9 protein-coding genes are annotated in these 11,490 nt (G+C 36.9%); 4 read left to right on the plus strand and 5 right to left on the minus strand.

Annotated elements, in window-relative coordinates; translation table 11 throughout:
• The first annotated feature begins 15 nt into the window (after positions 1 to 15).
• The 3 genes from hxlA (at position 16) to KMW37_RS18720 (ending at position 2,029) form a co-directional block, all read left to right on the plus strand.
• Positions 16 to 642: a 3-hexulose-6-phosphate synthase gene (gene hxlA / locus KMW37_RS18710; RefSeq protein ID WP_215226177.1), complete on the plus strand. Its 627-nt coding sequence runs from the start codon at positions 16 to 18 to the stop codon at positions 640 to 642.
• 266 nt (positions 643 to 908) lie between these two features.
• Entirely contained in the window at positions 909 to 1,505 is a 597-nt protein-coding gene (locus tag KMW37_RS18715; RefSeq protein WP_246581571.1) for a Crp/Fnr family transcriptional regulator, read from the plus strand.
• 65 nt (positions 1,506 to 1,570) lie between these two features.
• Positions 1,571 to 2,029: a carboxymuconolactone decarboxylase family protein gene (locus tag KMW37_RS18720; RefSeq protein WP_215226178.1), complete on the plus strand. Its 459-nt coding sequence runs from the start codon at positions 1,571 to 1,573 to the stop codon at positions 2,027 to 2,029.
• A 120-nt stretch (positions 2,030 to 2,149) separates the two neighbouring features.
• On the opposite strand, the gene KMW37_RS18725 is transcribed toward KMW37_RS18720, so the two are convergent.
• On the minus strand, positions 2,150 to 2,905 hold the full coding sequence (locus KMW37_RS18725) for a sulfite exporter TauE/SafE family protein (protein ID WP_215226179.1): 756 nt from the start codon (positions 2,903 to 2,905) through the stop codon (positions 2,150 to 2,152).
• Between the two features lie 617 nt (positions 2,906 to 3,522).
• Between KMW37_RS18725 and KMW37_RS18730 the strand changes: the two genes are divergently transcribed.
• Positions 3,523 to 4,428, plus strand: a complete 906-nt coding sequence (locus KMW37_RS18730; RefSeq protein WP_215226180.1) for a pirin family protein — start codon at positions 3,523 to 3,525, stop codon at positions 4,426 to 4,428.
• Positions 4,429 to 4,509: 81 nt separating this feature from the next.
• Here the strand turns inward: KMW37_RS18730 and KMW37_RS18735 are convergent, their stop codons facing one another.
• The 4 genes from KMW37_RS18735 to KMW37_RS18750 form a co-directional block, all read right to left on the minus strand.
• Complete coding sequence (locus KMW37_RS18735; RefSeq protein WP_215226181.1) at positions 4,510 to 5,733, minus strand: winged helix-turn-helix domain-containing protein; 1,224 nt, start codon at positions 5,731 to 5,733, stop codon at positions 4,510 to 4,512.
• 200 nt (positions 5,734 to 5,933) lie between these two features.
• Positions 5,934 to 8,000 carry a family 20 glycosylhydrolase gene (locus tag KMW37_RS18740; protein WP_215226182.1) on the minus strand — a complete coding sequence of 689 codons (2,067 nt, stop codon included), beginning with the start codon at positions 7,998 to 8,000 and terminating at the stop codon, positions 5,934 to 5,936.
• A 761-nt stretch (positions 8,001 to 8,761) separates the two neighbouring features.
• Entirely contained in the window at positions 8,762 to 9,280 is a 519-nt protein-coding gene (locus tag KMW37_RS18745) for a lipocalin-like domain-containing protein (RefSeq protein WP_215226183.1), read from the minus strand.
• A gap of 530 nt (positions 9,281 to 9,810) precedes the next feature.
• The gene (locus KMW37_RS18750; RefSeq protein ID WP_215226184.1) at positions 9,811 to 10,980 is read right to left on the minus strand and encodes an alpha/beta hydrolase-fold protein; all 1,170 of its coding nucleotides are present in this window, start codon (positions 10,978 to 10,980) and stop codon (positions 9,811 to 9,813) included.
• Between the last annotated feature and the right edge of the window lie 510 nt (positions 10,981 to 11,490).

The raw sequence follows: 11,490 nt of genomic DNA on the forward strand, positions 1-11,490 counted from the left end.
AACTTATCACACATTATGACAAAATTACAAGTAGCCATTGATTTGTTGAAGACAGAAGATGCCATCGCCTTGGCCACCAAAGTGGCTCCCTATATTGATATTATAGAATTGGGAACTCCCTTGATAAAGAGTGAAGGCCTAGGAGCCATTACTGCTATGAAAGCTGCCTTTCCAAATAAAAAAGTATTTGCTGATTTTAAAACAGCCGATGCTGGTGCCTTGGAAGCACAAATGGCATTCGAAGCTGGTGCGGATTATATCACCATTTTAGGTGCTACGGGAGATTCAACGATTGCTGGAGCTGTGGAAGCGGCCAAAAAGTACAATAAAGGAGTGGTAGTGGATACCATTGGGGTGAAGGACCGCGTGAAGCGTGCCAAGGAAGTGATTGCGCTGGGAGCAGAATTTGTGGAGTTGCATGCAGGTTTGGATGAACAGGCTGAGCCTGGTTATTCCATTCAGGTATTGATCGATGAAGCCAGCAGGGCAGGGGTACCTGTGTCCATTGCCGGTGGAGTAAATATGAACAGCATTGAAGGAGTAAAAAAATCCGGAGCGGTAGTTGCCGTAGCTGGAGCGGCCATTTATGGTGCGGAAGATCCTGCCGCTGCCGCCAAGGCTTTGAAGGAAGCATTAGCTTAAGCTGATACAATACTTAGTCCTCGCTTGCAACAAGGACTTTTTAAATTCTAGCGTTTTTAACACATTTTTCAATAATTAAACAACCGCATTTCAAATGCATTACCATTACTTGGCGTAGCATATGCTACGCCAAGTAATGGATCAATAGCCGCATTTCAAATACTTTGATTTAGTAACCCGCGTTACAAACACGGGTTAGCATTGTATTCATAAAATGAGAGGGGAGTAGCATGGAATATATGGGATCGTTATTAAATTTATAATAGATGAATCAGAACAATACCCATACCATGCATCCTTTATATCGTCATATAAATCAGTTCACCGATATAAGCGAAGATGATTTTGAAGAAATCCTCGCTGCATTCAAAACCCTCAAATTAAGGAAAAAGGAGCATTTGATGTTTGCCGATACACCATGTGATAAGCAATTTTTTGTGTTGAGTGGTTGCTTGAACATGTACTTTATCGATGCAAATGGCTCCAAGCAGACCGTCCAATTTGCCATAGAAAATTGGTGGATTACGGATTATTTGGCAGTAGGAAAGAACCAAAAAACGGAATTTTTTATCCAATCGGTAGAACCCACCACCGTGCTGAGCATCGATAATTCAAGCCAGGAACAACTTCTCGAAAGGTTTCCAAAACTGGAAAAGTATTTTAGAAAAATGCTCCAGATAGCCTATGGAGCCTCATTAATGAGAATAAAGTACCAATTTGAACTGTCAAAGGAAGAGATCTATTTACATTTTACTAGAAACTTTCCTGATTTCGAACAGCGGGTACCCCAATACCTGATCGCTTCCTATTTGGGATTAACGCCAGAATATGTGAGTGAAATACGTAGGAAACAACTTTCTTAAACCAGTTTAAGGACTTATCATTATCAGGCACAATAGCTTTGTCATAGACAAAAACAACAGATACTATGAAAAGCAGAATTCAGATTGAATCAATAACACCTGATGCTTATAAAGGCATGTTTAGGCTGGAAAACTATTTAAAAATGAGTAGTTTAGATATCCGTCATAAGCATTTGATCTATATAAGAGCCTCGCAATTAAACGGCTGTGCCTTTTGTATAGATATGCATACAAAAGAAGCATTGCGCGATGGAGAGACACAGCAAAGACTATTTTTACTCAATGCCTGGAAAGAGTCTGGTCTGTTTAGCGAGGAGGAAAAACTGATCATCCAAATGACAGAGGAAATAACCTTGATACATCAGAATGGTCTTACGGATGAAACCTACGAGAAAGCCATGGAACAGTTTGATGGGAATTATATAGCACAGATAATTATGGCTATAGTTACTATCAACAGCTGGAATCGGATTTCAATAAGTACTTCAAAGCCTATTATGGAGGAATACAATTTTGAGGTTTAAAGGCTGAAACTGGGGGTAGTGATTTAATTATTACTGGGTGTAATGAGTAAATTATTACTGGGTGTAGCATATGCTACGCCCAGTATAACGGCTTATGCTAGACCTAGTAAATAAAAGTCATTATTTAAACATAATAATAAATGCTCCCAGGGCTGTTAACACCAAAATCATTTTTCTAAAAAAGGCATCATCGATCATTTTAACGATCTTGATTCCTAGTATAAATCCGAGGATTATTCCTGGAATCAATTTCAGATCGAGTAGGAGTGTTTCTGCTGTTATGGTGTTCCAGATAAAGAAATGAAAGGGTAATTTGAACACATTGATAATCATAAAAAGCCAGGCTGCTGTTCCTATAAATTGATTTTTGGGCAGTCTCATGGCTAAAAAGTAAATATTGGAAATTGGGCCAGCCAAGTTACCCACCATGGTAGTAAAGCCAGCCAAGGTTCCGACGCCGCTTGCAAAAGTCCAGTGAGTGGGGACATTTTTGACCTTTTTTTGATCCCACCAAACGATAAAAGCAACGGTAAGGAAGATGATAATGGCCATACAGATTTTAAAGGCCTGCTCTGGTAGGTCCATACCAAACCAACTTCCCAGCACAATTCCCAATATCATCCAGGGAAGAAATTTGGCCACGTATTTCCATTGGGTATGTCGATTATAATAGATCACCGCAAACACATCTGCCACCACCAAAAGGGGCAATACGATGCCAGTGGATTGTTTAGCTTCAAAGGCTATGGCCATAAAAATCACATTGATGACCGCTATTCCTTTGATGCCGGCTTTGGACAGTCCGATTACAAAAGCGGCTAAAAAACTTAGAATCCAAGAAGTGGTACTGATCTCTGAGATAATGGTTAAAAACATAGATTAGGGTCAAAAACGAATGGCAAAAGCATTTTAATTCCGCAAACTTAAAAAAAAGAGCCGGAAGACCAGTCAACCAAGTTGGCTTAAATCAGAAATTAATTGGAATCTTAATTTTGTCATTGTTAGGAGCCTGCGATATGGAAATCCCAAATTAAAGAAATGGTTGCCGCAGTCTCTGTCAAGCCTGTATTTTCAAGCATGGCAGATACCTCCCAATTAAGGAAATCAAATTGTCATAAGTCAACGCGATCCGCCTTGTGGATAAACAACCTCCTATTAGAAAAACTATTTATGAAATAAATTTTCAGAGTCGTGCTGACTTATACCTTAATATCAATAGTCTTCTGACTTAAATGAGCAGAGATCTATTCCATTCTTACTGCTGCTACTATTTACTTTCGGTGTCTAAGGTGCCTATTTTATTTTGTGCTAATCATATCTCAAATATTGATTAATTACAGATAGTTATGAGAATGGATTACTTCATTCGGCAGACGCCTTGATTTTATAGCTATTTTAGTTAATTAGAATAACTTGATTAACAAAGGTGGCAATGTTCTTATTTCTTTTCCTATTTTAACAGGGAAGATTATCAAGTTTAATATTAGTTGAATATGCAATCAAACGTAGGGCTTATAATAGAAGAAAAAGCGGCTAGTATTGGGAACTTTATAGTAGGCAGGCTGCTCCCATTTCGACAAAAGAGAACAGTTGGACCTTTTGTATTTATTGACCATATGGGACCGGCCTGTTTGAAGGAGCATCAAAACCTAGATGTTCCACCTCATCCGCATATTGGACTTTCTACACTTACTTACTTATTTGATGGGGCAATTTTTCATAGAGATAGCTTGGGAAATGCCATAGAGATTAAACCTGGTGAAGTCAATTGGATGACTGCGGGAAAAGGAGTGGTACATTCAGAAAGAACACCTGAATATTTAAGAAAAGAGGATAAATATCTTCACGGATTTCAGATATGGATTGGTTTGCCAAAGCACCTTGAACAAACTGAACCATCATTTTTTCACTTTGGCAAAGAAGATATTCCACATTGGGAAGAGGAACAAGTTGCCTATAAGTTGATTGCGGGTGAGATAAAAGATAGGAAGTCGCCTGTTCCGGCAAACAGTCCCTTATATTTTGTTGAAATAAAAACAAAAACAGCACAAAAAATAAATATTGGTGAGCACCTTTTCGGAGAGGTAGGAATGTACATTTTAGAGGGAACGGTGAAGATTGAAAATACCGATTTTGATAGCAGACAACTACTTATTGCAAAAAACGCCTCATTGTGCGAATTTCAAACCAATGGCGAAACCACCCTATACCTTTTTGGAGGGGAGCCTTTTGAAGAGGAACACTTCATGTTCTGGAATTTTGTAAATACAGATAAAGCTGTTTTAGAAAAGGCCAAAGAGAATTGGAAAAAGCAAAATTTAGAGGCCTTCCCAAAAATTCCCTATGATGATAAAGAATATGTACCACTTCCAGAAAGCGTATTCAAAAAGAAAGCATGATAATATTTAAACAGGATAAGCAAATAAGCTAGGGATATGTACATGTATTTGTTCACATCATTCCAATCCCTTTTAGTTGCTTTATTCTCCCTCATTGTTCAATGCTCGTTTTAAGACAGGGGTTAATTTTGACGGACTTACTTTTGTTAACTTCAAGGATATACAACCGTTAAAAACGGCGAACCGCCTTATGGATTCCACAAAAGGTTCTAACCATAATTCAAGGTCTATATCCTTGTTTTCAATATGAAGATGTATGATCTCAAATTCCTGCTCTTTTCTATGTGCTTTACAGTCCACTCTGCCTATAAATTGGGATCCAAATAAGATGGGCAAACAAAAATAACCGAATTGTCTTTTCTCTTTTGGAGTATAGCATTCAAGCCGAAAATCAAAGTCAAAAAGTTGTTGGATGCGGTCACGATGAATAATGAAATTATCAAAAGGAGATAGCAAGTGTAATTTTTTACCCTTTTTTGTGAATGATTTATTCATTAAATCACTTTGTAAGAACAGCGGAGATAAACCTTCTATTTCGACTTTTTGTACGGAGCCTTCCTCGAGCATGGATGCCAAAACATCTTGGACATTGTTCCTAAGCGTTTTCCCTTTTTTAAGGTGGGTGATTTGTTTTATGCTGGTGAATCCATAAGCGCGCAAATAGGTTTTTACCAAATATTCAGCAAACTCCATTGGGCTTGGTACTGTCAAATCAATATTATCAGGCAGTACCCTTTCGGTAATATCATAGGTTTTTTGCATTCCATTCCGTTCACAAATCATCAAATCGCCTTGCATAAAGAGCCTTTCAAGCGCTACCTTGGTTGGTTTCCAATTCCACCAACTGCCTGGTTTTTTACTTTTGCTTTCAAAGTCTCTAGCTTTTTTGGGACCTTCCTCACGAACGGTTTCCATGACATATTGCATGACTTTGGGGTCTGCATTATAGTAATGTGACTTATCTCCTTTGACTGCCAACATTTGAGGAAGAGCAAAACGAAAATCCCTCATTGGGAGGTAAGAGGCGGCATGAAACCAATACTCAAACACTTTGGCTTCTTTAACCAATCTATCTAAATGTTCCGTTTTATAATCAGGAATTCTGGTATACAAGGTATGGTGGTGGGCACGCTCCACAATGGAAAGAGTATCAATCTGTAAATATCCAAGATGTTCCAAGGTATTGAGCACTGCCTTTTTCCCTTTTCCGAATGGAGAGTATTGGAGTAATCCTTGGCTTTTTAGGGTGATTCTTTGTAAATCTTCTAAGGTCAAAATGATTTCCGTATGTTTTTCATATTTCATTAAGAAATTGAAATATAAGTTTCTTTATCTGTATTACCAGGATGTTCCAGGCTTTCAGCAAAGCAGTGAATTAATCGTAATTGAGAGGAGCCTGAGACGCGGCAATCTCAGATACCTAATAGAAGGTTTGTTGAAAAAACAAAAGGGGTAGAATTTTACAATATTCCCCCCCTTTTGTCTCAATTAAAATACTGAAGGAATTATTTGTTAAATTGTTCGGACAATTTTTCTAGAAATAGCATCTCAGCATAGAATTGCCAGTCAAAATTAATGGACTGATTGGCCAAGTGAACATGGTGATCTTGATCCAGGATATAATTATCAGGTTTATAAAGTACCCTTGTTTTGCTATATACTGTTTCCAATTCATTTTTCAAGTTGTTGAATTCATCCGATAATCCCATTAAATCTCTTTTGGAGGCCTCTCGCTCTTCATTGGTTTTGGCCATATCGTAATTTCTTAGTAGTATCAATGAATTGGTAGAAAAATGAACCAGGTTATTAACCTGTTCATAAACCTCCAAAGTGTAGTGATTTCGCAAGGTTTTTGATTTGAGAGTCTCTATTTTCTTTTTGAGCTTAGAAGTAATTATTGCCACTTCTTCTGCTTGCTTTAATCTTTCTTGGTTAGCAGTTGTCCATTCTCCAGGGTTATCCGAATTAGGTAAGGCAATCACTCCAGCTTCTTTTGGATTATCGGATCGCATCAGGTAATTGCGCTTATTTCCTTGAAGCAAAGCGTTTTTCCAGAAAGAAACAGGACCTTCCAGCGAATCGATAAAGGCAAAGGATTCGTCTGCCAATGCGTTGGCTAAATCCCGTCTTCTGTAAAGGGATTTCATGTCTGCAATGGTGGTTTTATCTCCTGCCCAAGAATATTCGGCAAAGGCCAAAATCCCCCTGTTATAAAGTTCAAAATGAGGAGAATCATCATCCCAAAGTGTCAACAATAACCTCCCTAGATTATTTTTTATGGAGGATAGGGCAAAGGATCTGATTGGGCCAATATTACTTTCATTCTGAGGCATAAGTACCCAACGGGTTTGGCCGGCAGTAGCTCCCATTACTTGAAGGCCATTATCCGTAAACCATTGCATGGCTTTCTTATTCCCATAGAGTTCAGGATTCATGTAGCTCCACCTCATATAAATACAGTTTTTTGGAAATTGTTCCAAAAAAGCCTCCAACTTAGGACCGTTTGCTTTCCATAAAGAATCGGTTTCCTCTTTGCTGTACTTTGCATCGTGTGTAGGTCCATATACCCCAGCATTTTTGAGTGGCATATCATCCCAAAAAATTGGAATTCTATTATGCTTTTCGGCAAACTCAGTTACCCTGTTCAGCCAGACAAGTTGAAGCTCTAAAGCAGATTTACCACTGTTTCTTCCATTGGTATGTACTTCATCTCCACCAATATGTAGGTATTTGCCGTGTGGTGTTGCTTTTAGGGCATCTTCATAGAGATCAAATTGGACTTCATAGGTTTTTTCATCGAGAGGATTAAATGCCCAGTCACTTTTAGGGTCATCTCTTAAATCTTTATATTTATCATGTTTTAGGATAAATGAGGCATGACCCAGACCTTGGATCAGTGGACTGATTTCAATATGCCTTTCATTGGCATAATCACTTAATTTCTTCCATTCTTCAATAGAAAAAGCATCTGCTGAGGCAATTATAGGCTGTTGCTCATACTTTAATTTATCCTCAAATTCCAATATAATACCATTGACTTTATAATGTGCCAGCTTGTCTATGAGGGCATAATAATATTCAAGTGTTTCCCTATGGTGTTTGATGTCTAAATGGATGGACCTATATGCCAGTTCAGGATAATCAGTGATAGAACATTCCGGAAGGTTTGTATTTTGTTCACTAGCGTCCAGACACAGCTGTTGCAAGCTTTCAAAAGCATACAATAAACCAGCCTCGTCTTGGGCATGGATACTTACCTGATCCTTGCCAATGCTCATTTTATATCCTCCTTCTACCAGTCCTAATGAGTTGTCAATTTCAAAAACAATTGCGGCTTCAGGTGCAGCTTTTGATTTAGTCAATGATGCGGATAAGGAAGATTTCGGGAGTTTTTCATGGTTCAAGCTATAATAGCTGTTGATATCATTACTCTTAAGTTCACTGACTCCAGAGATTTGAAATTCTTGTGGAGTTGGCAATAGTTTGAAATCCCCAAGGGTCTTATGTTTTTCTTGACAAGAATATACTGTGATTAATATTATTGCCAGAATCATTAAATAGGACTTGTTCATAGAATTAAATTAAAAAGGTTATTTGTTTAAAAATAGAAGTTTTTACCAAGATGAAAAAATGAACAGTAAATTTTATTTACAAGAAAAATATTGTTTTGAAAATTGAACGTTACTTTTTGAAAGTAAATGAAAGACAAAGCATCGGGTATTGAAGCTGCTTTTCTATACCAAGGCTTTAAAAAAGATCTGAATGGAACGATTAAGTTTAAATGTCTTTGGAATTTAAATACCGTATAAAAGAAATGAGATTACGGATGAAGTATTTCCATTGTCTTAGATGTTTTGAGCCTTCAACAAGCTCAGGGGCCTCAAGTTCAGCAACCAAAACGCTATATGGATAGATGTAAAGAAAGACATTTGGTAGGTATCTAAAAAAATCCAATTTGTTAATGGATCAAATCACAGATTAAAATTGTGCATTGATTCTACCAATAATGAATATTATTACAACTATTGCTATTATAAAAATGATTAATCTCCATATCTGGCCAAAACAACCAATTTCTTTATTTCTATCAAGAATTTTCTGTACGGACGGATGTAGCATGATGAGGAATATTTTACCATATTTAATTTAATCATTTTAAAAATAATATCTCCCGCTTACTGGAATTAAAAATTCCAAACTAGGTGTAGTCATCGACTACTCCTAGTTTGGAAAATCAGTCGTTGCCAGTTCAGAGGATCATAATCCATGAAAATTGGAACATCCCCTTTCAGCAATAACACCGGCTAGCCACCATGATTTTGGTTAGAATAAGCTATTTCCTTCTGAAGGTGAAAATACCATCAATAGTAGTTGAATTTACCGCACCATCCATGCTTTGTTCCATGGTTTCGGCATAGGTTAAAACCATTTCATTGTCGGTAAGAGAAACGATTTTAGCGGCATCTGGAACTCCATCGGAAGGAGTAACAATCAGCTGCCCATCCTTTAATTCATAAGGGCCGCTTTCCATAAATCCCTCCATACGTAAATTATATTCACTTACCTGACCGAATATTTCTGTTTTCAGGTTGATAGTATAAGAACCTTCGGAAACGAAGGTCTGTGGAGAATCTTTAAATTCCAGAGAACAGTCCATATCAGTAGCCATACCCTCAAAGCTGCTGGGGAATTCCATTTCTTCAAAAGTAGTGGTGGAAGTACCCGTGTAAACCATACCAGTCAAATCCCAGGTTCCAACAACTGAATTGTCTGAACTTGGTGTTTCATCATTAGTACATGAAAACAAAAATACAACAAAAGCAAAAAGCAAAAGTTTAGTGAAATATTTCATTATAGTAAAAGATTAAGGTTAAAGAAGATTTAATTGAAGTGCAAAAATTAGTATTTGAATATATGAAAAAATTATTTAAAATACATTTTAATGATGTTGAAATTATTTTTTTTAATGGGTTTTGATCCTGAGGGGCATTTAGTTCAGTTTATAATTGCTTTTCAAATTTTAAAAGAATTCAAAAGAAGCAGACTGCAATAGGAGGGAGGAAGATCAAGCTACTAGTGCAGTACTTTTTTGAGTAATTTAAGGATGAACAACTGTCTGGCGGACTTGAGCAGGGAGGCGAAGTTTTTGTATGCTATAACTGTTCCAAGTCTTCATCCCGGTGTTGACTTGGAACTAACCAATTAAACTCAAAAGGAAATTTTAGATTCTCAGGAAAGTAGTCATAGGAACCTAGTCGTTCAGACCTCTAAGCGCCAAATTAGTTTAGTGAAGGGAGGTTTTAACTATGCTTGGCAGGGGTATTTACACCCAAGGAGGAAGTTCATACCACATGAATACTTAGTTATTATCAAGCGTAGGTCTTATTGCTTGTTCAAGTGATCAATTTTCATTTTAGCGTGTTCATTATTGGGATTGAGTTCTAGCGATTTTTTATAATTTTCGATTGCTTTTTTGTTATTTCCCAGTGATTCATATGCATCTCCCAAGCTATCATAAGCATTAAATGAGTTGGGATAGTTATCAGTATTCAAGATAAAGAATTCCAAAGCCTTTGGCTTATCACTTTCAAGACTACTTCTGAGGAATCTATAGCCTATTTGATTCACAAGGTACTCTGGTGGGCTGAGATCCCAAGATAGTCGCTTAGAAAGAGATTGAAAATGTCGAGTTAGCTGACCTATACTTTTCACATCTCTATAGGAAATCCCATAACCTTCAAAAATTGCAGAGATTCCATTATGAAAAGCAATGATTGGAACTGAACTATGGTCTTCATTTTCAAAATATTCCAACTTTGCAGGAAATTCATCTTTACATTTGCTGTTTAATGCCTCGTATAATCGTATATGGCGATCACGATTTCCGATATTCCTTTTTCCCCAATTCGCAGTGGCTATGTAAATGAATCGTTCAAATGAATTCTCAGTGACAACTTCTAACTTTTTGTCCATCGTTTCTGAATCCCATGTTCCAAAGCTTGGGTCAACAGCAATAAAAGAATTGAAAAGTGTCTTTTCTTTTAAATAGGTATGAGTAGCTAACAAACCACCCAAAGAATGCCCAAAAAGGATCCGATAGGCTGCAGTTCTATATTTTTGATCCAACTCAGGTAAAAGTTCATCTTCCAAAAAGCTTAGAAAGCTTTCTCCACCGCCTGTATTATTCTCTCTTACTGTAATGATTTTGTCAGGTGTGTAGTCTCTTCTTCTATCAATATTTTGAATCCCCACCACGATCATCTCTGGAATTTTCCAGCTCTTATATTCATCAGAACTCATGTAGTTTACTGTTCCTGAGATGGACTTAAAGTGTACATTTCCATCAAGTATTATAAGCAAGGGATATCTCTTATAGGATGATCCTTTTTCATGGTATGAATCAGGAAGACTAATCCAATATCCTCTTTCTTCATTCAAAATCTTAGACTGGAGTATATGTTTTGTGCCGATTACAATTTGTCCGGCATTTTGTGATTTTACTTGATTGATCCCAAGTATTAAAATTAGTATTACAATAATGCTTTTATTCATTCTATTGATTTCTTGATGATTGATAACAGTCAAGTAATAGATAATTATGTAATGTGTATGCAGGTTGAATATCGTAGAGCCCCATGTTTTTAGTTTTTATATAAATCAAAGATGTTAAAAAAGTTGATTCAATCATAAACCCTAGGTTTACTTTAACATAAAATCTTTAATGTTATGTCACAGCAATTGTCATAACTGATTTTATGTAAACCAGCAGAGCTGGCCTCAAATTATTATATAAGTTATATAATTTACATTATGTTAAATAAAGAATTAAACACCTCCTATATTTTGATCCAGAGCCCAATGCTTTAAGCTTCCTTCCGACCTATTACTTGCTGCCCTTTTGATGGTTCGATTAGTATTAGAGATTCCTCCTTTTGTACCAATGACGTAAAGAACTAGGCATGAATTTGTTCGAGTTCATAACCTAGTTCTTTAGCTGTTTTTTGTAGCCACCTTTCTCTGTGAAGCTGCATTTTTTCTTCATAGGCCTTGATACCTTTTTCA

The organism is Echinicola shivajiensis (assembly GCF_018642165.1).
In the GTDB taxonomy this organism is placed as follows: Bacteria; Bacteroidota; Bacteroidia; order Cytophagales; family Cyclobacteriaceae; genus Echinicola; species Echinicola shivajiensis.

Excerpts from the sequence above, each read along its gene's own strand:
- hxlA (WP_215226177.1), top strand. The coding sequence starts at position 16 with ATGACAAAATTACAAGTAGCCATTGATTTGTTGAAGACAGAAGATGCC.
- KMW37_RS18715 (WP_246581571.1), top strand. The coding sequence starts at position 909 with ATGAATCAGAACAATACCCATACCATGCATCCTTTATATCGTCATATA.
- KMW37_RS18720 (WP_215226178.1), top strand. The coding sequence starts at position 1,571 with ATGAAAAGCAGAATTCAGATTGAATCAATAACACCTGATGCTTATAAA.
- KMW37_RS18725 (WP_215226179.1), bottom strand. The coding sequence starts at position 2,905 with ATGTTTTTAACCATTATCTCAGAGATCAGTACCACTTCTTGGATTCTA.
- KMW37_RS18730 (WP_215226180.1), top strand. The coding sequence starts at position 3,523 with ATGCAATCAAACGTAGGGCTTATAATAGAAGAAAAAGCGGCTAGTATT.
- KMW37_RS18735 (WP_215226181.1), bottom strand. The coding sequence starts at position 5,733 with ATGAAATATGAAAAACATACGGAAATCATTTTGACCTTAGAAGATTTA.
- KMW37_RS18740 (WP_215226182.1), bottom strand. The coding sequence starts at position 8,000 with ATGAACAAGTCCTATTTAATGATTCTGGCAATAATATTAATCACAGTA.
- KMW37_RS18745 (WP_215226183.1), bottom strand. The coding sequence starts at position 9,280 with ATGAAATATTTCACTAAACTTTTGCTTTTTGCTTTTGTTGTATTTTTG.
- KMW37_RS18750 (WP_215226184.1), bottom strand. The coding sequence starts at position 10,980 with ATGAATAAAAGCATTATTGTAATACTAATTTTAATACTTGGGATCAAT.